Raw genomic sequence first — 25,106 nt, 5'->3', positions numbered from 1 at the left:
TGCTGCAACTGCACGCTTCCACGCTCCTTAATTTTTGTCTGAACAGCAGCCTGACGAGATTCTCATCGTGCGTACCGTACGTTACGGTTCGGACTATGCCGCCAGTTTTACAACAATGCAAGAGGGATTTTATGCTGAAACAAATTTTATAGGCTATTTCCCCTGCCCGCTACAGGCAGGGGAAAATAATACAGCATTCTAAACACTGCAAAGGCCGGTTCATGCCTGAGGCCAATATTACCATTCGCAACCATGTCCGGTGTCTTTTTGGCCAGACACTCAGAGATTAACCTGTGTACCGATCTCCACCACACGACCAGTCGGAATCTGGAAATATTCCGTGGCATCTGATGCACTGCGGGCAAGCGTAATAAATAATTTTGCCTGCCAGAGCGGCATTGGTGAACGCGGAGAAATACGCAAGACGCGTCGCGACAGGAAGAATGACGTGGTCATGATGTCATATTTCCAGCCAAGCTTGCGGCAGATCCCCAGCGCACGCGGAATATTAGGCGACTGCATATAGCCGAAAGTCAGCGTCACCTGCATAAACCGGTCGCTATATTGCGATACGCGCGCACGGTCATCCTCAGCCACCCAAGGGCGCGGAGCTGTCACCACGGTCAGGATCACATTGTTCTCGTGCAGAACCTTGTAATGTTTGAGGCTGTGCATCAGAGCAGTCGGCACACTGGACGGATCACCGGTCAGGAACACCGCCGTGCCGGTCACGATAACAGGTTCCTTACGCGCCATCTGGCTGACAATAATATCCAGCGGCACTTCTGTTTTACGGGTTTTCTGAAACAGATGGCGGCTGCCGCGCACCCATGTCCACATCACCAGCAGCACCAGCGCGGCCACCACAATCGATGCCCAGCCGCCCTGATGCACTTTGACCAGATTAGCACTGAAGAACATCAGATCAACAATAGCGAAACCGGCAATCGTCAGCACCACAACCGGCAGGCTCCATTTCCAGAGACGACGCATAACAAAGAACAGCAGGGTCGTTGTCACCAGCATATTACCGGTAACCGCGATACCATAGGCTGCAGCCAGATTTGTCGACTTCTGGAAGGTCACCACCAACAGAACAACGGCAATACCAAGCAGCATATTAATGCGAGGCATATAAATCTGGCCGTGCAATGTTTCAGATGTATGCAGCACTTCAAGCCTTGGCAGAATATTCAGCTGCACCGCCTGCCGCGCCAGCGAATAAGTACCGGTCAAAACCGCCTGACTGGCAATAACTGTTGCAACAGTTGCCAATAGCACCATCGGCAGCAGTGCCCAATGCGGCATCATCTGGAAAAACGGATTGCGTACTTCCTCACCGCCCGCAGCGCTATGCGTCAGTATGAAAGCACCCTGCCCGAAATAATTGAGGATCAGGCTCGGAAACACAATCCACAGCCATGCCCGCACGATCGGCTTGCGGCCGAAATGACCGAGATCGGCATAAAGCGCTTCGGCACCGGTAACCGCCAGAAAGATCGCACCGATCGTAGCAAAGGACGTGGCCGGATTACCGCCAAGAAATGCAAAGGCGTAATAAGGATTAAGCCCGGCCAGAATGCCCGGATCATCAAAAATATGGATAAAACCTGTGAGGCCAAGTGCCAGAAACCAGATCAGCATCACTGGCCCGAAAATACTCGCCATACGTCCTGTGCCGTGCTTCTGAACAAAAAACAGCACAACCAGAATAGTGATCGTAATCGGCACGACATAGGGCGTCATATCCGGCGCAACAATTTCCAGCCCTTCCACTGCGGAAAGTACAGAAATTGCCGGTGTAATCACCGCATCACCAAAGAACAGTGATGCACCGACAATACCGATACCTAGAATAATATCCGGACGATTGGCAAAACTGGAGCGTACCAGTGCCATCAGCGAGAGAATACCACCTTCGCCATTATTGTCCGCACGCAGCACAAACAGCACATATTTCACGGTCACAATCAGCGCCAGTGACCAGACGATCAGGGAGATCACACCAAGAATTTCAATGCGCAACAAATTGCCGTCGGTGATAGAAGCGTGCAGCGCTTCACGAAATGCATAAATCGGGCTTGTACCGATATCGCCATAGACGACGCCAAGCGCGCCCATCATTAAAAGCTTCAGATTTCCCGAATGATTATGAGGATCAATAATTTCCTCATCTGCGCTGACCGGCGCATCCTGATTGGCAATATCTTCACGCTGCGCCTGATTCATAAAATACCTTTAAATACCTTTTGATACAGAATGAGCACAGATAGCCGGATATGAAGACAAGAAAACAGGCTGATCCGGTGCTCAGTATAACCAGGTTCCGGACATAAAGAAAACTGCCGGAAAGGCCGTATATAAATGCTCAATTTTGCACAAAAACAATGTGCATCAATGCATAACTGCCCTGATGAGGCATCACAAATACGGATAGCTCATCAGGGCAGAAATTAAACAAAATCAAAATATTAAAAGAAAAAACTGAATCAAAAATACAAAAAGCACTTTAGCCGAGTGCTTTGATAAAACGTTGCACCGACTGGCGCATACCATATTCCAGTGCATCTGCCGTCAGACCATGCCCGATTGAAACTTCGCTCAATGTCGGCATGACTTTTACCAGTGCGGGCAGATTAGCAACGGTCAGATCATGCCCCGCATTAATGCCCAATCCAAGCTCAACAGCCTTCAAAGCCGCGCGTTCCAGCAAGGCCAGTTCATGCGCCTGCATCTTTGGATCTGCATAGGCACCGCCATAAGGACCAGTGAAAAATTCCACACGGTCGGCACCGGTCTCTTTCGCAATCTCAAGACCATCCGGTGTCGGATCAGCAAACATTGAAACACGCATACCGCGGGATTTCAGCCGCTTGGTCACTTCGCTTAGGCTTGTTTTATGCTTGGCAAAATCCCAGCCGTGATCAGAGGTGTTCTGCTCCGGATCATCCGGCACCAGCGTGACCTGTTCCGGCTCGTGGCGCTCCACCAACGCAAGAAACTCTTCTGACGGATAGCCTTCAATATTGAATTCAGCCTGAGGGAACTCATCATCTATCAGTGCACGGATATCTGCCAGATCAGAAAAACGGATATGGCGCTGATCAGGGCGCGGATGCACAGTCAGACCGGAAGCACCGGCATCAAGAGCAACACGTCCCAAGCCTGTCACACTCGGCCAAGGCAGATCACGGCGGTTACGCAACATTGCCACCGCATTAAGATTAACCGACAGAGTTGCAACCATGATCCGAGCTCCCTGATCTGCTTATTTAGCGAACGATTGTTAGTTTTTCCGCCGCACGGGTAATTGCCGTATAGAGCCAGCGCTCACGCGTATCGCGGAAAGCATAGCTCTCATCAAACAACACCACATTATTCCACTGCGAGCCCTGCGCCTTATGGGTGGTCAGCGCATAGCCATAGTCAAAATCATCAAAACGCTTTTTAGTCTGCCACGGAATTTCCGCATCAGGATCTTCAAACTGCGCCTTCAGAAGCTTGATCTTGGCAACACCGCGACCCGGCTCTTCATCCTCCGGTGCAATCAGCAAATTAATGCCGGGCTTCACGGTTTCCTTGGAAGATGTCATTACCTTCCAGAGCGAACCATTAAGCAGCCCCTTGGCCGGATCATTACGCAGGCAAACCAGCTTATCACCGGATTGCGGATATTCTGCCGTAAAACCTTTGAGCTCGCGCAGCCGCTGATTATAACGCTTACGGGTGCGGTTAGTGCCGACAAGCACCTGATCGGCATCCAGCACCAGTTCCTGATTAACTTCCGCCTTGCTGATAACCCGTGCGGCACCGTAATCGCCATAAGGGATTTCACGGCCTTCACGCACATCCAGTGCCAAACGAATAATCGGATTATCCTGCGCCTGACGGTGAATTTCTGTCAGCAGATAATCCGGCTCATGTTCGGTAAAGAAGCCACCGCCGCTGATCGGTGGCAACTGCCCCGGATCACCCAGCACCAGAATAGGTGTGCCGAATGTCATCAAATCGCGGCCAAGCTGCTCATCGACCATAGAACATTCATCAACAACAATCAGTGCAGCTTTGGCAACAGGGCTTTGACGGTTGAGCGAAAAGGTCGGCGAGATCGAGGTCTTACCGGTTGTTTCGTCTTCAATCGCCTCTTCACCTTTCGGGCGATAAATCAGCGAATGCAGCGTGCGGGCATTACTCGCACCTTTGGAGCGCAAGACCTGAGCCGCTTTACCGGTGAAAGCCGCAAACTGCACCTCACCATCCACATGCTCTGCGAAATAGCGCGCAAGCGTGGTCTTACCCGTTCCCGCATAGCCAAAAAGGCGAAATATCGGTGAACGGCCTTTAGCCAACCATTGCGCTACAGCCTGCAGCGCGTTGTCCTGTTCCGGTGAAAATTCCATTATGCCTCTGCCATCATGCCTTCCATTGACCGGATTCGTCCCGAAAGAGCAAGGTTTATCACTTCAGCATCGGCCACAGGCTGACCACCAGCAGAGCTGCCATCGTCAGATTGAACCATTTAAGCCGCACCGGATCTTCCAGCCACTGGCGCAGCAGACTGCCAAAAGCTGCCCATGACGACACGCTCGGCACATTAATGACTGCAAACACAACACCGATCAGCAGTACGGAAAGCGAATAGGCATCATGCACTGTATAGCTCGCCATTGCTGTCACAGCCATCACCCATGCTTTTGGATTCACCCACTGAAACAGCCATGCCTGCATGAAACTCATCGGCTGAGCAGTTTCATCATCAACACGACCGACAGACGTCGATGTGGCGATTTTATAGGCCAGATAGAGCATATAGGCACCGCCGGCGAATTTCAGTCCCACATACAGCGCCGGCGCGGTTTCGAGCACAGCTCCCAGACCATAGCCGACACCAAGCAGAAGCGACAGAAAGCCAATGCCAATTCCCAGCATATGCGGAATGGTACGGCGGAAACCGAAATTCACGCCGGAAGCCAGCAACATCAGATTATTCGGCCCCGGTGTGATGGATGTCACAAAGGCAAACACCACCAAGGCCATAAAAACATCATAAGAAAGCAACATCTTGAAAACGCTCTCATTGCAAAGAACAACACCGCTGTCTCTATGCGGAGAACAGCGGTGCCGCTTTCAATCACTTATCAGAAAGAACTACATTCCTTCTGCACCGCGGATCATAGCAGCTACGCCGGTACGGCAAACCTCAATCAAGCCGAGCGGCTTCATAATCGCGATAAATTGATCAATCTTCGCGCCCTTACCGGTAATTTCAAAAATGAAATGCTCGACCGTTGCATCCACAACTTTGGCTTTAAAAGCATCAGCCAGACGCAGCATTTCTGCACGGTCATCACCTTTGCCCACCACTTTGATCAGCGCCAGTTCACGCTCAACCGGACGCTCATGACCAAGTTGCTGGGCATGATAGGTCAGATCAACCACGCGGTGCACCGGAACAATACGTTCCAGCGAGTGACGGATCTGATCCAGCACATTGGCTGTGCCGCGCGTTACAATGGTAATCCGCGACAGATGTTTTTCGTGCTCGGTTTCAGAAACCGTCAGGCTTTCAATATTGTAACCGCGACCGGAAAACAGGCCGATAACACGGGCAAGAACGCCCGGCTCGTTATCAACCAGTACCGATAGTGTATGTGTTTCAACTAGCTGGGTTTCTTCGGTCAGAAAGTAAGCTGAACCGGAAGCTGCATTTTGTGCGTTCATAATGAATATCCTTGTTCCGGTATTAGACGAGGTGACGGTCTTTAGCGTCAATGGCATTGGCAACAGCTTCATCCGTCGCTTCATCCGGCAACAGCATTTCATTATGCGCCTTGCCTGAAGGGATCATCGGGAAGCAGTTCGCCAGATTGGCAACGTGACAGTCAAAAATCACCGGACCGTCTGTTTCAATCATTTTCATGATTGCATCATCCAGCTCATCCGGCTTGGAGCAACGGATACCTGTGCCGCCATAGGCTTCAGCCAGTTTAACAAAGTCCGGCATCGCTTCTGTATAAGAATGCGACAGACGGTTACCGTGCAACAGCTGCTGCCACTGACGCACCATGCCCATATACTGGTTATTCAGAATGAAAATTTTGATCGGTGCATTATGCTGAATAGCCGCTGACATTTCCTGAATACACATCTGTACCGAAGCATCACCGGCAATATCAATCACCAGCGCATCCGGATGGGCAATCTGCACACCCAATGCCGCAGGCAGACCATAGCCCATGGTGCCCAGACCACCGGAAGTCATCCAGTGATGCGGCTCCTCGAATTTCATAAATTGTGCAGCCCACATCTGGTGCTGACCAACCTCTGTAGTGATATAGGTCTTGCGATCCTGTGTCAGTTCCTGCAGACGCTCCAGCGCATATTGCGGCATAATCACATCGCGGCTGTGCTTATAGGCCAGCGAATTGCGCGCACGCCATTTATTGATCTGCTGCCACCATGCGCTCATGTCCTTTTTGTCAGGGCGCTGGGCAGAGGCACGGTACTGGCGCACCATATCTTCCAGAACATGCGCAACATCACCGATAATCGGCACATCCACGCGAACGGTCTTGTTGATCGAAGACGGGTCAATATCAATGTGGATCTTCTTTGAATTCGGCGAGAAAGCATCAAGACGGCCGGTGATGCGGTCATCAAAACGCGCGCCGATACACAGCATAACATCGCATTCATGCATGGTCATATTGGCTTCGAATGTGCCATGCATGCCGAGCATACCTAGCCAGTTCTTACCCGATGCCGGATAAGCACCCAGCCCCATCAGCGTAGATGTGATCGGAAAATCAGTGATCTCAACCAGTTCACGCAGCAGTTTCGAGGCTTCAAGGCCGGAATTGATAACGCCGCCGCCGGAATAGATAACCGGCTTCTTCGCATTGGCCAGCAGTTCAACAGCAGTACGGATAGCACTCTGATCGCCGTTCAGAACCGGATTATAGCTGGTGCGCGGGCTGGTTGCCGGTGGCGTATACATGCCGGTGGCGAACTGGATGTTCTTCGGAATATCGATAACAACAGGACCCGGACGACCGGTACGTGCCACATGGAACGCCTCGTGCAGAACGCGCGCCAGATCATTCACATCCTTAACCAGCCAGTTATGCTTGGTGCAAGGGCGGGTAATGCCGACCGTATCAGCTTCCTGAAACGCATCTGTACCAATGAGGCTGGTCGGAACCTGACCCGTGATGCAAACCAGCGGGATGGAATCCATCAGCGCATCCTGCAAAGGTGTTACCGCATTGGTAGCACCCGGACCGGAGGTTACCAGCATAACACCGACTTTGCCGGTTGAGCGAGCATAGCCTTCAGCTGCATGGCCTGCGCCCTGCTCGTGACGCACCAGAATATGCTCGACTTTATCCTGCTGAAACAACTCGTCATAGATCGGAAGTACCGCACCGCCCGGATAGCCGAAAATATGCTCAACGCCCTGATCGATCAGCGCCTGCACAACCATTTCCGCACCGGTCATTTCCCGCTTGCCGGTTTCGTTCTGCGCTGCGGCTGTGGTGCCACTTGTATCTGTACTCATTGTCTTTCGATGTCCCGTCTGCTGTTCCGGTGATTACTTCCCTGATATCCACCGGAAGTCCCGTACTGTTTAGCTATATTCGTTGTGTGAAGATAATAAAAAAGGCCCCCTGAGGGAGCCTGTGTTTCGCGCATGGGAGCTTTCGCCGGATGGTTACACCATCCTGCCCATACGCTTACCCACCACGAGAATAATTTTCTTAGCCATAAGGGGAGATTAAACAGCTGTTTTTTTCACGTCAATGGCAAAAAACGTAATCTTGTTATTTTCTTTGCCAGTCTGCGCAGAAAAACACTCTGTTATGTAAAGCTTGCACCATTCGTGAATCTATCAGGCAAACAGGACATGTAAGCCATTGAAAGATATTAAAGAAAATCAATGACCCGCTAGCTTCTGCAAAGCAATACGCGCTTTTTTATAAAGAGTCGGAGCTTTTTCCTTACCATTCCATTCGGCAACTGCTGACACCGCATGAATATTATGGCTGTCATGCCCCATTCGTAATTCACAGGCTTCCAGCGCTTTGCAGATTCTCACCGCCATCTTCTCTGCATCACCTTCATGCAGATCCGGCACGATCAGGGCGAATTCACCATCGCCCATATGCGCCAGAACATCATGATAGCGGGTACAGTTGCGGATACATAAAGCCGCTTCCATCAGCAAGCGGTCGGCGGCATCACGGCCGCGCTGATCACACAGCAATTGCAGCTTCTCAATACCAATCAGCAAAATAGCGACAGGATGATTGATCTTGCCGAATTGCAGCAAATATTCGTGTAAAGCCGCATCGAAATAAGGACGGCTTTGCAACCCGGTCAAAGGATCATTAAAACTGATCTGGTCTAAATCTTTGGAGTTGCGCGCAATCATCCATGTGATGATTTTCAGCTGGCCTTTGTTTTTAACCTGCATACGGATTTGCGGCAACAGCATCAGGCCACCTGCTGCCCCCGCAGCCACGAGCAACAGCAAAGCAATGCCCAAAGGCGTATCAGATAAAGAACCGGATTTATACGGCTCACCAAGATCATGCATCAGCCGATACTGCATAAACAGCATCAGACCTGCGCCGCAGAGCAGCACAATCATGATGATGAAAAACAGTTCAGCCCGCAGATAACGCATAATCCCCCCGTTGACCCGTTGTATCACAACAACAGATTTACGTGGGAGATTAAATCTTAAGTGTTTCACCTGCGTTAACAACAAAACCTGCTCAGGCGAAGTAATCTTCTGCCCGTTCCAGCCGCCGCCAGTCATCACCAAACTGGTTACGGAACCACGTCATCTGCCGTTTGGCATATTGGCGCGTGGCAATCACTGACAGCTCTACAGCCTGCTCACGTGACATCCCGCCTTTGAGCCAGCTTTCAATCTCGCGCACCCCGATGGCTTTCATCACCGGCAGAGCCGCATCCGGTTGCAAAGCCAGCAGCGCCTGCACTTCCTGCACGGCATTGCCCTGCATCATCAGATCAAAACGCTCGGCAATACGCTGGCGCAGCCATGTCCTGTCCGGTATCAGCACCAGTTTCTCTGCGCTGTCGGGATCAATCAGCGCCTTACCCTTGGTCTCCTGCCATTCGATGAGCGAACGTCCGGTACTGTCAATCACTTCAAGTGCACGGACAATACGCTGACTATCCCCCTCTTTCAGCCGTTCTGCCATTACCGGGTCGCGTTTTTGCAATTCCTCATGCAGGAGCGGCGCACCATCTTGCGTCATGCGATTGCGCCAGTAGTCGCGCACTTCGTCTTTCACCTGCGGCATATCCGAGAGACCACCAAGCAGTGCTTTGAAATATAACCCTGTGCCACCGGTAAAGACCGGTATGCGGCCTTGCAATTCAGGTCTTGCCAGCAGTGCTTCTACCTCCTGAAGCCATCGGCCGGTGGAATAAAGTTGCAATGGCGAGACATGGCCGTAAAGATAATGCGGAACAGTTTGCAGGTCATCAGACTGCGGACGTGCCGTCAGCTGATCCAGCACATCATAAACCTGCATGGAATCACTATTTATGATATAGCCGCCGCAATCCCGTGCGAGGCGCAGTGCCAATGCTGATTTACCGCTGGCAGTCGGCCCCGCGATCAGAATTGCCTTTTGCCTGTCTCTCTGCTCTACCACTCATCATTCTCCAAACGCACAAAGCGGAACCGGTATTATGTCCCAGCCAGCCTCACTTGTTGCCACACTGATCTGCAATCCTGCCAATCCGGTTCTGACACCTGAATTGGGGCATAAAGCCTGCGAGGCGGCTGATACGCAAGCCCTTTACTGGCTGGCAGATGGTATTGCCTGTGATCTGCCGCTGAAAACCGGCACAGATATCACAGAAACAGCAGCAAAAATCAGAGCCGTTCTGGGCGACGCCCCTGTGGATATCGTTATTCAGGAGCAGGATACCCGCCGCAAAAAACTGCTGATTGCAGATATGGATTCCACCATGATCCAGCAGGAGTGCATTGATGAACTGGCCGAAGAAGTTGGCCTGCGCGAGCATATTGCCGGTATCACCGCCCGCGCAATGAATGGTGAGATCGCTTTTGAACCGGCCTTGCGTGAGCGCGTTGCCCTGCTCAAGGGCTTGCCGGTCAGCATTATTGATCAGGTTATCGCCAACCGCATTACTCTGACATCCGGCGGTAAAGAGCTGATCGCAACCATGAAGAAACACGGTGCCTATACGGCACTGGTTTCCGGCGGCTTTACCAGCTTCACTTCCAAAATTGCTGCACAGCTCGGCTTTGATGAAAACCGCGCCAATATTCTGCTCGATGACGGCACGCATCTGACCGGTCTGGTCGAAGAGCCGATCCTCGGTGCCGATGCCAAGAAGATCAGCCTTGATGAAATCTGTGCCAAACTCGGCATTACCGAGCAGGCAGCCATGGCAGTGGGCGATGGTGCCAATGATCTGCCGATGATTAAACATGCTGGCAGCGGCGTAGCACTCCATGCCAAGCCTGCTGTTGCAGCACAGGCGCGCATCCGCATTGATCATGGCGACCTCACAGCACTGCTCTATATTCAGGGCTATCGAAAAACGGATTTTGTAAAATGACCGCTATTATTGAAACGCCCCGCTTGATCCTGCGCAACTGGCAGGAAGATGACCGTGCATTTTTTCACGAGATCAATTCTGATCCGTTAGTGATGGAATTCTTCCCTGCCCTGCGCAGCCGTGAAGAATCCGATGCGCTGATGGATCGCGTCGTGGCCATGGTCAAGGAAGATAATTTTGGCTTTTACGCCGTGCAGGAAAAAGCAAGCGGTGATATCGTCGGCTTCACCGGATTGATGAAAACCGATCTCGAGCCTTTCATGCCAAAGGGCGTATTGGAAATCGGCTGGCGCTTAGCTCAACGCTTTTGGGGCAAAGGTTATGTCACCGAGGCGGCGCTTGCTTCTCTTGCCTATGCTTTCAACGAGCGTGGACAGGATGAGGTTGTGTCCTTTGCCGTTCATAATAATCACCGCTCCACGGCTGTAATGAAGCGCATTGGCATGGTCAACAAGCCGGAACGCGATTTCGATCATCCGAAGGTACCGGATACACATCCGCAACTGAAACGCCATGTGCTTTATACCATCAACAAACAGCAGTGGTTGAATCAACATGGCAAGTCCTGCGCCTAATCCGTTCATCTGATTCAAGTTTTTACAAATAAAAAGGCCGGAGGATGTACACATCCTCCGGCCTTTTCTGCATTCTTATTGATGTCAGCTCAATCGATACGCAGAGTTACAAAGCGCAGCTCACCGCTTGGCGCGGCCAGCATCAGCAATGCATTTTTACGTCCCTGCTGACGCAGCTTTTCGATTTTCTTTTGAATATCTGCAGGCGCTTTCACAGCTTCCTGCGCGAATTCAACAATTACATCACCTGCATTAACCCGCTTTTCTTCAGCGGCGGATTTGCCTTCAACAGCACTAATCACCACACCTTCCACATCAGCGGAGATTTCATATTGCTTGCGCTGCGCGTCATCCAGCTTGCCAAGTGTCATGCCGAGAACTTTTACTGTCTCAGCTTCTTTGGCTTTAGTGCTATCCTTGGCGGCCGCAGCTTTATCCTTATTCTCATAATCCTCAAGACGGCCGAGTTTGATTTTAACAGTCTGCTCTTTGCCTTTACGCAGCACCAGAACGCTGACCTCTTTGCCCACCGGACTTTCAGCCACAACGCGCGGCAGATCGCGGGCACTTTCCACATCCTTGCCGTCAAATTTCAGAATGATGTCACCCGGCATCAGTTCTTTATTCTCAACACCGCTATTGGCAATCAAACCGGCAACCAAAGCGCCCTTAGGCTCGCTCATACCAAAGCTCTCGGCCACATCATCTGTCACCGGCTGAATACGTACACCAAGCCAGCCGCGGCGGGTCTCACCAAACTCTTCCAGCTGCTGAATAACGGAAACAGCCAGTTCGGACGGAATAGCAAAACCGATACCGATAGAGCCGCCTGTCGGAGAAATAATCGCGGTATTAATGCCGATGACCTTGCCGTTCATATCAAAAAGCGGGCCGCCGGAATTACCACGGTTAATTGCCGCATCGGTCTGAATGAAATTATCATATGGCCCCGCCTGAATATCACGGTTGCGGGCAGAGATAATACCCAATGTCACAGTGCCACCGAGGCCAAACGGATTACCGATTGCCATAACCCAGTCACCGATCCGAGATTTCTCTGAATCGCCAAATCCTACTGCTGTGAGCTTGTGTTTCGTCGGATCAACCTTCAGCAATGCAATATCCGTTTTGGTATCCGTGCCAAGCAGTTCTGCTTTAAGCTTTTTACCATCGGTGAAATTCACCTCAATTTCATCGGCATCGGCAATAACGTGATTGTTGGTTACAACCAGCCCCTTCTCAGCATCGATCACAAAACCGGAGCCGAGCGACTGCATCTTGCGAGCAGCACTGCCACCGTCTTTCTGATTTTCCTCAGAGAAGAAATCATCAAAGAACTCCTGAAACGGCGATCCCTCCGGCAATTGAGGCGCAGGCTCTGCCTTTTCCTCTCCGTTTTCATCTTTCACGGTCTGGGATGTGGAAATATTGACAACAGAATCCAGCAATCCCTGTGCCAGATCGGCAATGGAAGCAGGTCCCGCAGTGGTCGCTCCGGCAGCCAGTCCGAGCGGCGCCAATTTTCCGGTAATAACCGGCTGAGGTGCCTGCGGCGGGTTTGCGGCTGTCTGCTCCTGTGCCTGAGCTGTCATGGCACCCAGCAGCACCGTGCTCACAGAAAGGGCGGCAAGTGCGGTACGCAAGGGAAATGAAACCGTGCTTTTATTCTGATTGCGAACCATCTGAAACTCCGCCTGTTTTTGTTATTTAGAGCGCCGTGCGCCCGATCGGGCGCACAAAGGTCGTTCTAACTCTGATGCTTACAACGGATTGCAAGCAAAATACGGCCAGAGCATGTCGCAATTAAATGTCTTCATTTAATATCCGCAACATACACTCACCTGCAATCCGCAACACCTGCCGTGAGCCGCCTGAATGCAATACGCTCTGGTTTAAACCCATTATTTAGAGCATAATTTCTTAAACTTGAATCAGTTTAAGTTTAAATTACGCTCTCCTTTTAAAGTGTTAGAGCGACCTTTGTGCACCCAATGGGGCGCACGGCGCACTAAAGCACATTATCAGAAGTTTGAAGCCCGCGCAGTCGTGATGATTAAATGCTGCAGGTTCTGAAATGAAAAAGAGGCGCATGAAATATCATACGCCTCTTTGCTATTTTATCCGGCAGATCCGCTTCTGACCAGCCATATCACCCCAACGCCAAGCGCCAGTGCAACAATACCTGCTATTCGCAGATAATTTTCCGGAGCTTCTGACACGTCTTTAGCCATACGTCTGGCAAAGTGCGGGAAGCCGCCATAGAGAAGCCCCTCTAAAACGAGGAGCAATCCTATGGCTGTAATCAGGTCACTCACAGCGGCATCCGGTCCTTACTGTGCGCTCTGACCGGCATTCGCAGGCTGCTGCGGCAGTTTACCGGCAGCATCCTTAAAGAAGCGGAAGAACTGGGAATCCGGCGACAGAACCATGGTTGTACCTTCAGCCTGCAAGGACTGACGATAAGCATTCATCGAACGATAGAATGCATAGAAGTCAGGATCCTGTTTTGCAGCTTCCGCAAAGATACGACCGCGCTCACCTTCGCCCTCACCGCGCAATACTTCAGAATCGCGGTTGGCTTCGGAAACGATTTCCACAACCTGACGGTCAGCAACAGCTTTGATACGCTGGGCTGCTTCACGGCCGCGGGCACGCAGACGCTCAGCTTCGGCAAGTCGTTCGGCCTTCATACGGTCGAAGGTCTGCTGAGAAACTTCAGCAGTCAGGTCAGTACGGCGGATACGCACATCCTCAATGGTCAGACCAAGGGATTCCGCATCCGGACGCAGCTGGTCGCGCACTTCACGCATCATGCTGCCACGCTCTTCCGACAACGCCGATTCAAAGCCGCGCAGACCATAGACCTGACGCAGAGCCGCATCGAGACGGGTACGCAGACGCTGTTCAGCAAGCATAGTATTTGCCGAAACAGTCTCACGGAATTTACGGGCATCGGTAATGCGGTAAACGAGGAACGCATCCACATCGTAGAATTTACCGCCGGAAACCTGAACGCGGATATCGTCCAGATCAAAACGCAGGCTACGGTCATCTATCAGCTGCACATTATCCGCTTCTGCAAAAGCAAACGGCAGTTTGAAATAAATACCCGGTTCGGTTTTCACATCAACGATCTGACCAAAACGCGAGACAATTGCCTGCTGGCGTTCGTTGACCACGAAAAGCGATGAATAAATCAGAAATGCGACAACAGCGATCGCACCAACGATAAAAGGCAAACGATTCTGATTCATTACTGGTTGCCTCCTGCTTTGCCCTGCTGACGCATCAGTTCAGTCAAAGGCAAATATGGCATGACATTATTGCCGCCTTCGATAATCACTTTATTGCTGTCTTTCAGCACCTGCTCCATGGTCTCAATGAAGAGACGGTCGCGGGTAACATCAGGAGATTCTTTGTAAATATTCAGGACAGAATTAAAGCGCTGGCTTTCACCTTCCGCTTCCTGAACCATGCGGGTTTTATAACCGGCAGCATCTTCACGAACCTGCGCAGCCTCACCGCGTGCCTGACCCAGCTTCTGGTTAGAATACTGGTTAGCTTCTTCTACAAAGCGGTCTTCATCCTGCTCAGCGCGCTGAACTTCATCAAAGGCATCAGCCACTTCACGCGGCGGTGCAGCATCTTCAATGGAAAGAGCTGTAATCTGAATGCCGGCGCCATAGCCGTTCAGCGTAGCCTGAACAATATCACGTACAGATTCAGCAATCGCCGCACGATTATCACGGAACACATCCTGTGCCGGACGACGGCCGACGATTTCACGGATCGCACTTTCCGAAACCTGACGAACCATATTGTCAGGATCCTGTACCTTGAACAGGTAAGAACGCGGATCAGAAACACGGTAAAGCACGGAGAACTGAACATTAACAATGTTCTGGTCACCGGTCAGCATCAGACCCTGTGTGGCACCGCGAGTGCCCTGACCGCCAATATTGATCTGGCGTTCACCGGTCGACACTTTTTCATAGGTTTCAATCGGCCAGAAATGGAAATGCAGGCCCGGTTCGGAAACAGTTTCTTTCGGCACACCGAAGCGCATTTCAACCGCAAGCTCATCCGGCTGCACGGTATACATGGACTGGAACAGCCAGAAACCAGCCAATGCGAGCGCACCAACCACATATAAAGCAGGGCCGCCGCCACCGCCGCCACCGCCCGGGATCACTTTCTTCAGGCGATCCTGACCTTTGCGCAAAATATCTTCGAGATCCGGAGGCGTTCCGCCCGAGCCACCAGGTCCGCCGCGCGGTCCTTTAGGGCCCTGTCCCCATGGTCCGCCCTGATTAGAGCCGCCATTATTGGAACCGCCGTTGCCGGATCCGCCATTCTTATCGCCGCCGCCCCACGGGCCGCCGCCATTTTGATTACTCCAGGGCATCCTCACCTCTCGTGCCAGATGTCAGAGGCGGAACACCTCTATTCATCAATCAGTATGTTCCGTTTATAGGTACGCAAAAGCAGTCTTTCAACGCAGGACACGCAGATTCATCACGCTTTTGTAATTTTATGGCAAAATAGTTGATCGACATGGTAAAAATAGCCGTCTTTTGAGACCGCCCTACCTGTTAGCGTCGCTCATAAACCACATAACGGGTCGCGTAATTATCTTTCTCGCCTGCCGGTACATCTTCTTCGTTGGTGACCTGCCAGACTTGCGGATCAACAGGACCGAAAAAAGCATCACCATCAATGCTGGCTTTAATATGCGTCACATGCAGTCGCGTAGCCCTATCCATTGCCTGCGCATAAATCTGCGCACCGCCGATAATGCAGATTTCATCAACACCGGATTCGCGTGCTGCTTTTTCACCGGCAATCAATGCCTTATCAACAGATGGCACAACCAGTGCACCTTCCGCGCTGTAACCGGCATCACGGGTAATCACGATATTGGTGCGGTTCGGCAGCGGGCGACCAAGGGATTCCCATGTTTTGCGCCCCATCACCACCGGCTTGCCGAGTGTGAGCTTTTTAAAGCGCTGCAAATCCGTGGAAAGACGCCAAGGCATACCGTTGTCACGTCCGATCACACCATTCTCTGAAACTGCGACTACAAAAGAAATAATCATAGCCATCACACCGCAATCGGCGCTTTGATGGATGGTTCAGCCTCATAGCCCACCAGCTTGAAATCCTCAAAGCGGAAGGCAAACAGGTCTTTTACTTGCGGGTTGATTTCCATCACCGGCAGTGCTTTCGGCTCACGGGTCAGCTGCAATTTCGCCTGATCAAAATGATTGTGATAGAGATGCGCATCACCAAGCGTATGCACAAAATCACCAGGTTTCAAACCGGCAACCTGCGCAATCATCATGGTAAGCAGCGCATAGGATGCGATATTAAACGGCACACCAAGGAAAATATCGGCTGAACGCTGATAGAGCTGACACGATAATTTGCCGTCCGCCACATAGAACTGAAACAGGCAATGACATGGCGGCAACGCCATTTCATCAACCAGCGCCGGATTCCATGCGGATACAATCAAACGTCTTGAATTAGGATTCTTCTGCAAATCCTTCATAAGATTCGCAATCTGGTCGATATGCGCACCATCAGGTTTCGGCCATGAACGCCATTGCGCACCGTAAACCGGACCGAGATCGCCATTCTCGTCTGCCCACTCATCCCAGATGCTCACACCATTCTCTTTAAGGTAGGAGATATTGGTGTCGCCACGCAAAAACCATAGCAATTCATGGATGATAGAACGCAGATGCAGCTTTTTGGTTGTCAGAACAGGAAAGCCCTGTGCGAGATCAAAACGCATCTGATAACCGAAAACCGAACGTGTGCCGGTACCGGTGCGATCACCGCGGTCAGTGCCATTGTCGAGAACGTGCTGAAGAAGATCAAGATATGTACGCATAGATGGTCTTTAGCCTTTTTCAGCGAAAATATCACGCGCAATTTGCGGCAATGCACAGTGTGGGCACGCACAGTTATTTGATCGCAGCAGCTATAAAAAAAGCCCCGCTGAATGCGGGGCTTTTTAAAAAAACTTATCAGAGGCTTTCCAGCTTACCGAGTGCCTTTGCAGTCAGGTAATAGAAGGTCACACGCTGCTTGCTGTGATCACCCTTCATGGTTTCAGCCACACTGGCGATAACCGCATTTGCCTTTTCAGCATCTTCAATACCGAGCTTCTTACCGATCCAGCTGGTGCGTACGCGCGCCAGTTCCTCAGGATCGGATGCAGCAACCAGAGATGCATCGCGGCTGCGCAGAGCAATGCCAAGATGTTTTACAATTTTAGCAACAACAGCCTCATCGGCAGCAGCATCGTAACGGCGTACATCGGCTAGATAATCAGTCATGAAACCAGTCTCCTTCAATCTGACCGCTTTTACGGCCGTTAAACCAGAAAAAGTAAATAGGACAATTGCTCAACATCATCGCTGAATCGGCATTCAGTCTATTTACCTCTGTATTATGGAAAGATTGACCAGCAGACAAAAGCTGTCAATGCCGTACAACCTCTATTCTTCCAGAAAACACACCAAACTGTTATTTCAGTCTTTTTTGATAAATGATTACCGGACAAAATCCGCCAAAGTTTTATATTTTTCACAGTTGAAAGATAAGGAAAGCCCTTTCCCCTCTTTTCAAGCGCACGGAAGCCACCTATATAAACCTTGTCGGCTTGACCGGCTATGGTGATAAATGGACTGCGTAATAAACCTATTGGACCCGGGGGCGGTACCCGGCGCCTCCACCAGAATACAGCTTAATTGGAAACGGTTGTATTGTGGCGGGGGCGAAACAGGATCGACAAGGGCGTAAAGGTTGATCTTTCACTCGGCATTGTACCACCGTTATCGGGCTATCTTAGTAGTTGCAAACGACAACTATGCGGAAGCACGTCTCGCTGCTTAATGCGGTGCGATAGCTTCACTTAAAGTCGCAGGCCGTCGCAGGTCTGTGCGGGGTTCGGAGGCACCTGGCAACAGAAGCCTTCACTTCTCCCCTTTAAAAGATGATATGAAAAAGGCACCGGAATTTCCGATGCCTTATTTTCTGTAACTCAGTGAATTTCTGTCACATGCGATGACGGCTTTTTAAGCCCGTGCCGCATGATGGTCAGATAGGTCAGCACCCAGCCGGAAAAACCGCACAGCGCAATGGCGACCAGCATCGGCAGAACATTCCCTGTCATTATGAATGAGCTGAGCCCCATAGCAGCCGCTGCGACCAGCAATTGCAAAGTACCGAGCAAAGCTGCAGCCGTTCCGGCAATCTCGCCATGATCATCCAAAGCCAGCACGCTGGTGCCCGGCAATACCAGCCCGAGAAAACCATTGCCGATAAACAGGAAAGTCATAATCATCCACAAGCTCTGTGTAAGGAATATGGCTGCAAGAACCATGATAACCATCGTCACCAGATAGCCTGTTACGGCATAGGAAACGACTTTGCCCAGCCCGTAACGGCTCGCCAGCATGCCATTGAGCTGCGACACACCGAAAAACGAAATCGCATTGAGCGAAAACACCAGCGAATATTCACGCGGGGTCAGGCCATATTTTTCAATGAAGATGAAGGATGAATTCGCGATATAGACAAAGAATGCGGCCATGCAGAAGCCGCCGATACAGGTCAGGCCGATAAATTTGCTGTCGCGGATCAGAAAAGCATAGCCCCGCAATGCACGCCCTACCCCGCCTGAAATGCGCTGTTCAACCGGACGTGTTTCTTCCTGCGCGAAAAAGACCAGCGCAAGACCGAGAATAGCCGCCAGCAGAACAGCCCAGAACACGCCGCGCCAGCCAAAATCCTCAATAATGAAACTGCCGGTTAACGGTGCCAGAATTGGCGAAATCGAGAAAACCAGCATCAGCATAGACATCAGCCGCGCCGCATCCACACCGGTATAAAGATCGCGAACAATCGCGCGCGGTACAACCATACCTGCGCTGGCGCCGACACCTTGTATGAAGCGGAAGAAGATCAGCATCTCAATATTGGTCGCCATAGCGGAACCGATACTGCCCGCAGCAAAGAGCGCAAGCCCCAGATAAAGCGGCAGTTTACGGCCGTAAATATCCGAAAACGGCCCGCAAAACATCTGCATCAAAGCTGTTGCCAGAAAAAACACCATCAGGCTCATCTGCACAGCGGCATCATTGGCGTGTAAATCTTTGGCAATTGTCGGCAATGCCGGCAAATACATATCAATAGCGAACGGCCCGATAGCCGAGATAAAACCGAGCACAAGTGCAGTGCGGTACAAACGAGCGGACATGCGTTTAACTTTCAGAAGCGCAATAAAAATGACGACAAATTATTTCTCCGCCTTTGCGCAGAGATCATTATCCACGAGATAAATCAGCCGCTTGTCATCGCATTCGGATTTGTCACATCATCCGGACTGACGGGAGCGCAAAAATAGAAGTGAAGCAGAAAATGGTCAACCGTCAATTTCAGGCGATATATCTTGTAGCGCATGGATCTGAACGGTAATTATTTGAGAAAGTTCTTTCACCTTTCATTACAGCGGTATATTGATAAATGAGACAGGGTTGCAGCATTTTTCTCGCACAAACGATAAAAGCTGCTGTATCAATCCATCAGATTATATTGTCTCGGCCAGAATGACCGGAACATTTCATTTCAACGGAAATGTCCTGATCCTTGATTATCAATTGATCATACGGCAATGCTGACTTAGACAACATATATGACAACACTCCTCGAATCCGCGGGATAAGGATTTAATGGTTCAGGATCTTATCCGTTACGATATTCTTGCTCAGGATGCGCTGCGCGGCGTTATCCGCAAAGTGCTTATGGAAGTGAATAAGGCCGGTCTGCCCGGCAATCACCACTTCTTCATCACCTTTCTGACTGAAGCACCGGGCGTTCGCATTTCATCTCGTCTTAAGGAAAAATACCCTGAGCAGATGACAATTGTTATGCAACACCAGTATTGGGATCTGGTCGTTACCGATCAGCTTTTTGAAGTCGGTCTCTCTTTTGGTGAAATCGCCGAAAAACTGGTCATCCCGTTCTCCGCAATCCGTGGCTTCTATGATCCGTCGGTGAATTTCGAACTGGAATTTGATGTGTCTGTTGCGCTGCCGACCGGCGACAATGACACGGAAAATCTGGAGATCGTATCAGAACTGCGTCTGCAGGATGATGCGAATGAAGATGAAACTGAAGCACCGGCCAAGCCTGCTAAAAAGCCAGCCAAAAAAGCTGACCGCAGCAAGACAACGGCCAAGGAAGACAGCAGCGAAACTACGGATAAAGAAGAGGCTCCGAAGCCTTCTGCCGATGTCGTATCGCTGGATGCTTTCCGCAAAAAATAAACAGATGCAATATTCCGGCCGGCAGCGGCCGGAATATATTTATGAAAAGATTCTATTTTGAGAGGGCATAGTCATGAGTGACATTATCAATCTCAAACAGTTCAAAAAGCGCAAAGCCCGCGCGACGAAAGAAGTTGAAGCGAACACCAATCGCATCCTGTTCGGTCGCACCAAAGCGGAAAAATCTTTCGATAAAAATCAAAATGAGAAGCAAGTCCGGTTTCTTGACCGGAACAGGCTGGAACCACGCGGCCCTGCCTCAGCTGATGAAACAGAATGAGCGATAAAACCGCCCGCCAGCCGCTAAGCACCGTAGCACGCAGCAAAGCACGGCTGCGCAAACACTCGATCACACTGCACGGCCACGCCACCAGCTTTTCGCTGGAAGATGCGTTTTATGACATCATCGTACAGATCGCCGCGCAAAACGGCCAGTCTCTGGCCTCACTCATTGCCATGATTGATGATGAACGCGATCGTAACAGCAACCTGTCTTCCAGCCTGCGCCTCTATGCACTGGACTGGCTGCTGAGCATTAAAGCACCTTAATAGCTCTAAAACCCAATCAAGCGATAATTTTACTGTAACTGTGTTTCAGGCAGAGTTTGCAGAAACTCATCAAGGCTTGGCTTGAAATCAGGCGCGGTATTTTGCTGCCGCGGTATTTCCTGCGGAAGCGCTGTTCCTGCCCCTGCGGCTTCTTCTGCGCGTCTGCGCAAAGCCTCTTCAGCTTCAACACGCTCGCGTTTGCGGGCTTCAGCCTTCGCAGTATAATAATCAGCTTCGCGCTTCAGGCGCTGCTTTTCAATAATCAAAGCCTGTGCCGCCTCTACCCGTTGTTGCTCCCGCAACAAGCCGCGCTGGGTCAGAAACTGCACCATTGGCTGATAATCAAACTGCAATTGTGGCTGCTGCCATCCGCCGGAAACAGTGAACTGCAATTGCGGGGTCACATCATTCCGCTCATGCGACGGCAGCACCAGATCCAGCCGCCCGCTGCCACCCCAGAGAAAACGGTTCAGATCAAACTGCAAATCCGCCTGCACAATGGCTCTTTCATTCTCTGCCTTAACAGACGGCGCACGAATAACTCCTCCGGCAAGAGACAAAGAAGTCTGTATCTGGGCAGTGTTTATCTGTCCGTCCTGCGTCAGGTTTTTCGATAACTGACTGCGTTCTGCCTCAGCCTGTTTTGGCTCAACCTGAGAAAGAGCAGTATCAGACAATTCATCAGAGCGTCGCAACAGATCCGGTAAGGCAGTAAGATTAAAGCCTGCAATGACAGGCTTTTCAACAGTCACTGTCCCCTCACCGGCCAGAGAATGCACCAGATCAGCCATCGACTTGCCGCTGCCCGTAAAGCCGAGCTTGATATCACTTGTACCACTCAATGGCGCCTGCATATTTTCCGGCTGATAAAGCACCTGCATATCCCCGCCGGAAAGACGCAAATCTCCGTTAGCGAGCAAAGTCCCGTTGGCGTTGTTCAACTCCAGCTTGCCGGATAATTTACCCTTGGCCCACTCTCCGCCAATTTCACTGATCTGTAATTGCTGGTCATTTTTGATAACACGGGCGGAGAAATCATTGAATGTTGTTGCATCAGTCAGTGCGGCCTGTGCAGCGCTCACTTTCAGATCCATCCCCAGCGGAAGATTGGTTCTGTTGCCAAAGCTCGTCTCAGACCAGCTCCGTCCGTCAGCACCAGTGATATCAGCAACGGACAGGCCGCTCATTGCCGCAAATAATGCAGCCAGATCAAAACGCTCCAGCTTTATCTCGCCACGCAATTGCGCAACCGACTGCTCGCTGAGCGAGCCGTCCAGTCTGGCACTGACAGTCTCATTATCCAGCTTGCCCTGCAAATTCGGCAGCCGGACAATATTTTTCCCAAACTGGAAATCACTGACAATATCCACCGGCAAACCTGAGCCAAAACCACGGCCAAATGGCAGGGCATAACCGGCAGTGGCCAGAAACGGCTCCAGATCATCACTTTTCAGCACGGCTTTGCCGCTGGCCGTCAGTTCATCGCCGGTCAGTGTAATCACACCATCAAGACGGGCATTACCATCATCACCGCTGATTTCCAGCGCGGTTTTCATTCCCGCAACCGGCGCACCCTGCGCCTGCAGATTAATCTCCGCCTCTCCCATCAGACCCAGCGGCACAACAGGCAGGCCGAGCAGCGCCAAGGCGGCCTCGCCGGAAGCGGCTTTGGCATTGGCCGTCAGCGATAATTGCATCGGCTCGGAACCGGCCAATGTCCCTTTTGATGATCCGGCAACAGACAGGATCAGCGCACCGCTCTGACCATTCAGACTGAAAGAAAACTCGGCAATATCGGATTTTGTACCATCTGCCGGATTGCTTCCCGCTTTGACGCGGCTGCCCCGCGCTTTGGTGTCTTGTGCTTCCGTTTTCTCTGTTCCGGTAACATCAGTTTTTTGTTCACCCGCCCCGTCACCGAACAGGTTAACTGCATTCACAAGCAGGTCGAGTTTGGTGCCGGCGAACAAATCCGGATAAGCATTGGCTCTGGCTGATAGTGCAGAAATAAGAGGCTCACGCGGGAAAGCTGCATCGAGCTGCCGTAATACGGAACTGAGATCATCAGCCAGAATTGTCGCATCGAGAGACGCATTGACCGAATTATCAAACGGCCGCAATGATCCGGTTGCCGAAACGGTTGCGCCTTCCAGACCACTGACCAGCAGCTTGTCAAAATCCAGCTTGCCATTGCTCAGACGAAATGCGGTATCCAGCTGCTCCGCTTCCAGTCCTGCAAATTTAACTGGGCCTGCCTTGAGATTGACGGTCAGATTTTCACCGGCAAGTGCCGACAGGTCACCTTCACGCAGGAACATTCCGCTCAGCAGCTGCATTGTACCCGCATCCAGAGCCTTACCTTGAATATTCAGAACCGAAGATGCCGCGCGGTTTTCCCCGCCGTTACGCTCAAAACTGCCCTGAAGAACGGTCTCACCCAGCACAATTTCCAGATCATCGACACGCTGGACATCATTATTCAGATTAATCTTGCCGGAAAATCCGGCAGCAGGAACCTGCCCCGTCAGCGCTTTGCCGCTATCGCCGGATAACCATGATGCAAATCCGGCAGGCTGGCGCGAAGCCAGCAGGAAGCTGCCGTCAAAACCGAAATTTGCCCCGAGCTGTAATTTACCTTTGGCCTCAATCTGGGTACGCCCCGGAAGATCCGCCTGTAACTGACTGATATTCCAAGAATCCTTGTCCGGCTCAGCACGGATAATCACAGAACGGATGGTTGTGCCGCTTGCGACAATAGCTGGCAGGCGCAGATCAATATTGCCCGGAATATCCGGCACCGGAATACGCTCCAGCAATGTCTGTAAAAAATCGATTTTCTGCCGGAAGGACATAACCGGTTGTGCCGGTGCAACTGCCTCATCTTTGAGGCTGATATCCGGTTTCATCCCGTCAAGATAAACCTGCTGGCCATCCGCACTAATCATGAAATGCGAGTTATCAGCCAGATCAAGCTGCGCTTTACCGTTAATCACATAAGGAGCATCGGCATCGCCCTGCTCCATCCGGAATTCTTCAATATTGAAGCCGCTGTTTTGTGCCTCGAATTTTCCGGTCAGCCGCAGCTTGTCAAAGGTAACAGCTGGGGTAACACCCTGCTTTTTCTGCTCATCATCACTCAGGGTAAGAAAAGAAAATTGTCCTTTATAAACAGGTTTGCCCTCTGTAACACTGACATCACCTTCAGCGCCAAGTGTCAGCGGCAGATCAGCAGGACGCAGACCGATGCGCAAACGCAGCGGATTATCCGGCTTTTTCTCAGCAGTATTGATATCAACATTGAAAACCTGCCCGTCGGCCTGCAGCGTGCCGTTGATACGCCACGGCCCCATCAAACTGTCCGCGGACAAGGTGGCATTGATGGATTGCAACTCCTGACGGCGCCCGCGCATTTCGTCTTGCAGCGTAATTTTCCCGTCCCGCAAAGTCAGCTTTTCCAGTTTTATTCTGGAACCCGTCAGGTCATTGTTTTCCGGTAAAACCCAGTTGAGATGTCCCTGCTTATCCAGCCCTGCAAAAAGATGCGGTTTTTCCATCCGCATATCAAAGATCAGAATTTCACCACGCAAGAAGGGCATTAATTCCGCATCCATGGAAAACTGATCCATGGTCAGGGCACTCTGACCGTTTTTCCCTTCAACACGCACATCGGAAAAAGTAACGGACGGAAACGGAAAAAGCCGTGCTTTGGCTGTCCCGTTCACATGCACCGGCCGGCCTAAAATCCGGCTGGCTTCCAGTTCGAAACGGTCGCGATAGCCTGTCCAGTCGATAAAAGGCGGTACGACCAGCGCCAAAGTCAGCACCAGTACCAGCAAACCACCGATAGCAACGAACAAACGCCCCAAAGTCTCACTCCGGCTGCTTTGCAGCCATCTATTAACAAAGCTGCTTTGCAGCCATTTACCAACAAAACTGTTTTGCAGTCATTGTCATTTATGAATCACATTTCAGCGCGCACCATAGCGGCTCGCAGCCTGCGACAACAAGGTAATTTCAC

At 51.2% G+C, this 25,106-nt stretch carries 22 protein-coding genes and 1 other RNA gene; 6 read left to right on the top strand and 17 right to left on the bottom strand.

Annotation, left to right across the window (positions count from 1 at the left end; genetic code table 11):
* Positions 1 to 279 precede the first annotated feature (279 nt).
* The 8 genes from HBA93_RS11205 to miaA form a co-directional block, all read right to left on the bottom strand.
* A complete protein-coding gene (locus HBA93_RS11205) occupies positions 280 to 2,124 on the bottom strand; it encodes a potassium transporter Kup (RefSeq protein ID WP_286201882.1) in 1,845 nt (614 codons plus the stop codon).
* A 385-nt stretch (positions 2,125 to 2,509) separates the two neighbouring features.
* The gene (locus HBA93_RS11200; protein ID WP_221723308.1) at positions 2,510 to 3,247 is read right to left on the bottom strand and encodes a pyridoxine 5'-phosphate synthase; all 738 of its coding nucleotides are present in this window, start codon (positions 3,245 to 3,247) and stop codon (positions 2,510 to 2,512) included.
* A 25-nt stretch (positions 3,248 to 3,272) separates the two neighbouring features.
* Complete coding sequence (locus tag HBA93_RS11195) at positions 3,273 to 4,400, bottom strand: ATP-dependent DNA helicase (protein ID WP_022711406.1); 1,128 nt, start codon at positions 4,398 to 4,400, stop codon at positions 3,273 to 3,275.
* Between the two features lie 58 nt (positions 4,401 to 4,458).
* Positions 4,459 to 5,061 (bottom strand): LysE family translocator, encoded by a 603-nt coding sequence (locus HBA93_RS11190; RefSeq protein WP_121991430.1) that lies wholly within the window; start codon positions 5,059 to 5,061, stop codon positions 4,459 to 4,461.
* A gap of 87 nt (positions 5,062 to 5,148) precedes the next feature.
* Positions 5,149 to 5,721, bottom strand: a complete 573-nt coding sequence (gene ilvN, locus HBA93_RS11185; protein WP_022711404.1) for an acetolactate synthase small subunit — start codon at positions 5,719 to 5,721, stop codon at positions 5,149 to 5,151.
* A gap of 22 nt (positions 5,722 to 5,743) precedes the next feature.
* Positions 5,744 to 7,558, bottom strand: a complete 1,815-nt coding sequence (locus tag HBA93_RS11180; protein ID WP_121991431.1) for an acetolactate synthase 3 large subunit — start codon at positions 7,556 to 7,558, stop codon at positions 5,744 to 5,746.
* Between the two features lie 375 nt (positions 7,559 to 7,933).
* Positions 7,934 to 8,686 carry a GGDEF domain-containing protein gene (locus HBA93_RS11175; protein ID WP_221723307.1) on the bottom strand — a complete coding sequence of 251 codons (753 nt, stop codon included), beginning with the start codon at positions 8,684 to 8,686 and terminating at the stop codon, positions 7,934 to 7,936.
* A 91-nt stretch (positions 8,687 to 8,777) separates the two neighbouring features.
* Positions 8,778 to 9,689: a tRNA (adenosine(37)-N6)-dimethylallyltransferase MiaA gene (miaA, locus tag HBA93_RS11170; RefSeq protein ID WP_221723306.1), complete on the bottom strand. Its 912-nt coding sequence runs from the start codon at positions 9,687 to 9,689 to the stop codon at positions 8,778 to 8,780.
* A 37-nt stretch (positions 9,690 to 9,726) separates the two neighbouring features.
* On the opposite strand from miaA, the gene serB reads away from it, so the two are divergent.
* Together serB and HBA93_RS11160 are read left to right on the top strand one after the other, a co-directional pair.
* Entirely contained in the window at positions 9,727 to 10,626 is a 900-nt protein-coding gene (gene serB / locus HBA93_RS11165; RefSeq protein ID WP_221723305.1) for a phosphoserine phosphatase SerB, read from the top strand.
* Positions 10,623 to 11,201 carry a GNAT family N-acetyltransferase gene (locus tag HBA93_RS11160; RefSeq protein WP_221723304.1) on the top strand — a complete coding sequence of 193 codons (579 nt, stop codon included), beginning with the start codon at positions 10,623 to 10,625 and terminating at the stop codon, positions 11,199 to 11,201. The genes serB and HBA93_RS11160 overlap by 4 nt, the downstream gene beginning before the upstream one ends.
* A gap of 89 nt (positions 11,202 to 11,290) precedes the next feature.
* Here the strand turns inward: HBA93_RS11160 and HBA93_RS11155 are convergent, their stop codons facing one another.
* The 7 genes from HBA93_RS11155 to HBA93_RS11125 form a co-directional block, all read right to left on the bottom strand.
* The gene (locus tag HBA93_RS11155) at positions 11,291 to 12,883 is read right to left on the bottom strand and encodes a DegQ family serine endoprotease (RefSeq protein WP_286201873.1); all 1,593 of its coding nucleotides are present in this window, start codon (positions 12,881 to 12,883) and stop codon (positions 11,291 to 11,293) included.
* A 435-nt stretch (positions 12,884 to 13,318) separates the two neighbouring features.
* The gene (locus HBA93_RS11150; protein WP_121991436.1) at positions 13,319 to 13,516 is read right to left on the bottom strand and encodes a DUF2065 domain-containing protein; all 198 of its coding nucleotides are present in this window, start codon (positions 13,514 to 13,516) and stop codon (positions 13,319 to 13,321) included.
* Positions 13,517 to 13,531: 15 nt separating this feature from the next.
* On the bottom strand, positions 13,532 to 14,455 hold the full coding sequence (gene hflC, locus HBA93_RS11145; protein ID WP_121991437.1) for a protease modulator HflC: 924 nt from the start codon (positions 14,453 to 14,455) through the stop codon (positions 13,532 to 13,534).
* Positions 14,455 to 15,606 (bottom strand): FtsH protease activity modulator HflK, encoded by a 1,152-nt coding sequence (gene hflK / locus HBA93_RS11140; protein ID WP_121991438.1) that lies wholly within the window; start codon positions 15,604 to 15,606, stop codon positions 14,455 to 14,457. The genes hflC and hflK overlap by 1 nt, the downstream gene beginning before the upstream one ends.
* A 187-nt stretch (positions 15,607 to 15,793) precedes the next feature.
* Positions 15,794 to 16,306 (bottom strand): dihydrofolate reductase, encoded by a 513-nt coding sequence (locus HBA93_RS11135; RefSeq protein WP_221723303.1) that lies wholly within the window; start codon positions 16,304 to 16,306, stop codon positions 15,794 to 15,796.
* On the bottom strand, positions 16,303 to 17,097 hold the full coding sequence (locus HBA93_RS11130; protein WP_121991439.1) for a thymidylate synthase: 795 nt from the start codon (positions 17,095 to 17,097) through the stop codon (positions 16,303 to 16,305). Before HBA93_RS11130 ends, HBA93_RS11135 begins: the two co-directional genes overlap by 4 nt.
* A 136-nt stretch (positions 17,098 to 17,233) precedes the next feature.
* Entirely contained in the window at positions 17,234 to 17,545 is a 312-nt protein-coding gene (locus HBA93_RS11125) for a DUF2853 family protein (RefSeq protein ID WP_022711394.1), read from the bottom strand.
* 281 nt (positions 17,546 to 17,826) lie between these two features.
* On the opposite strand from HBA93_RS11125, the gene ssrA reads away from it, so the two are divergent.
* Positions 17,827 to 18,189, top strand: a transfer-messenger RNA (tmRNA) gene (gene ssrA / locus HBA93_RS11120).
* A gap of 63 nt (positions 18,190 to 18,252) precedes the next feature.
* On the opposite strand, the gene HBA93_RS11115 is transcribed toward ssrA, so the two are convergent.
* Complete coding sequence (locus HBA93_RS11115) at positions 18,253 to 19,470, bottom strand: multidrug effflux MFS transporter (RefSeq protein WP_122092235.1); 1,218 nt, start codon at positions 19,468 to 19,470, stop codon at positions 18,253 to 18,255.
* A 472-nt stretch (positions 19,471 to 19,942) separates the two neighbouring features.
* Here HBA93_RS11115 and HBA93_RS11110 point away from each other — a divergent pair, with 472 nt between their 5' ends.
* From HBA93_RS11110 to HBA93_RS11100, 3 genes are all read left to right on the top strand, one after another.
* Complete coding sequence (locus tag HBA93_RS11110; RefSeq protein ID WP_221723302.1) at positions 19,943 to 20,539, top strand: SspB family protein; 597 nt, start codon at positions 19,943 to 19,945, stop codon at positions 20,537 to 20,539.
* A 73-nt stretch (positions 20,540 to 20,612) separates the two neighbouring features.
* A complete protein-coding gene (locus HBA93_RS11105; RefSeq protein ID WP_221723301.1) occupies positions 20,613 to 20,819 on the top strand; it encodes a DUF4169 family protein in 207 nt (68 codons plus the stop codon).
* A complete protein-coding gene (locus HBA93_RS11100; RefSeq protein ID WP_221723300.1) occupies positions 20,816 to 21,088 on the top strand; it encodes a ribbon-helix-helix domain-containing protein in 273 nt (90 codons plus the stop codon). Before HBA93_RS11105 ends, HBA93_RS11100 begins: the two co-directional genes overlap by 4 nt.
* Before the next feature lie 29 nt (positions 21,089 to 21,117).
* Here the strand turns inward: HBA93_RS11100 and HBA93_RS11095 are convergent, their stop codons facing one another.
* Positions 21,118 to 24,954, bottom strand: coding sequence for an AsmA family protein (locus HBA93_RS11095; RefSeq protein ID WP_221723299.1), 3,837 nt, complete (start codon positions 24,952 to 24,954; stop codon positions 21,118 to 21,120).
* Positions 24,955 to 25,106: the final 152 nt, after the last annotated feature.

Origin of the sequence: Ochrobactrum sp. SFR4, assembly GCF_019730395.1 — a bacterium.
Classification (GTDB): Bacteria; Pseudomonadota; Alphaproteobacteria; order Rhizobiales; family Rhizobiaceae; genus Pseudochrobactrum.
Note: the sequence above shows the minus strand (reverse complement) of the source record. Positions and strands in the feature narration are given on the sequence as shown.

Excerpts from the sequence above, each read along its gene's own strand:
- HBA93_RS11180 (WP_121991431.1), bottom strand. The coding sequence starts at position 7,558 with ATGAGTACAGATACAAGTGGCACCACAGCCGCAGCGCAGAACGAAACC.
- HBA93_RS11110 (WP_221723302.1), top strand. The coding sequence starts at position 19,943 with ATGGTTCAGGATCTTATCCGTTACGATATTCTTGCTCAGGATGCGCTG.
- HBA93_RS11125 (WP_022711394.1), bottom strand. The coding sequence starts at position 17,545 with ATGACTGATTATCTAGCCGATGTACGCCGTTACGATGCTGCTGCCGAT.
- HBA93_RS11155 (WP_286201873.1), bottom strand. The coding sequence starts at position 12,883 with ATGGTTCGCAATCAGAATAAAAGCACGGTTTCATTTCCCTTGCGTACC.
- ilvN (WP_022711404.1), bottom strand. The coding sequence starts at position 5,721 with ATGAACGCACAAAATGCAGCTTCCGGTTCAGCTTACTTTCTGACCGAA.
- HBA93_RS11105 (WP_221723301.1), top strand. The coding sequence starts at position 20,613 with ATGAGTGACATTATCAATCTCAAACAGTTCAAAAAGCGCAAAGCCCGC.
- HBA93_RS11195 (WP_022711406.1), bottom strand. The coding sequence starts at position 4,400 with ATGGAATTTTCACCGGAACAGGACAACGCGCTGCAGGCTGTAGCGCAA.
- HBA93_RS11175 (WP_221723307.1), bottom strand. The coding sequence starts at position 8,686 with ATGCGTTATCTGCGGGCTGAACTGTTTTTCATCATCATGATTGTGCTG.
- serB (WP_221723305.1), top strand. The coding sequence starts at position 9,727 with ATGTCCCAGCCAGCCTCACTTGTTGCCACACTGATCTGCAATCCTGCC.
- hflK (WP_121991438.1), bottom strand. The coding sequence starts at position 15,606 with ATGCCCTGGAGTAATCAAAATGGCGGCGGCCCGTGGGGCGGCGGCGAT.
- HBA93_RS11130 (WP_121991439.1), bottom strand. The coding sequence starts at position 17,097 with ATGCGTACATATCTTGATCTTCTTCAGCACGTTCTCGACAATGGCACT.
- HBA93_RS11190 (WP_121991430.1), bottom strand. The coding sequence starts at position 5,061 with ATGTTGCTTTCTTATGATGTTTTTATGGCCTTGGTGGTGTTTGCCTTT.
- hflC (WP_121991437.1), bottom strand. The coding sequence starts at position 14,455 with ATGAATCAGAATCGTTTGCCTTTTATCGTTGGTGCGATCGCTGTTGTC.
- HBA93_RS11100 (WP_221723300.1), top strand. The coding sequence starts at position 20,816 with ATGAGCGATAAAACCGCCCGCCAGCCGCTAAGCACCGTAGCACGCAGC.
- HBA93_RS11205 (WP_286201882.1), bottom strand. The coding sequence starts at position 2,124 with ATGATGGGCGCGCTTGGCGTCGTCTATGGCGATATCGGTACAAGCCCG.
- HBA93_RS11160 (WP_221723304.1), top strand. The coding sequence starts at position 10,623 with ATGACCGCTATTATTGAAACGCCCCGCTTGATCCTGCGCAACTGGCAG.
- HBA93_RS11115 (WP_122092235.1), bottom strand. The coding sequence starts at position 19,470 with ATGTCCGCTCGTTTGTACCGCACTGCACTTGTGCTCGGTTTTATCTCG.
- HBA93_RS11200 (WP_221723308.1), bottom strand. The coding sequence starts at position 3,247 with ATGGTTGCAACTCTGTCGGTTAATCTTAATGCGGTGGCAATGTTGCGT.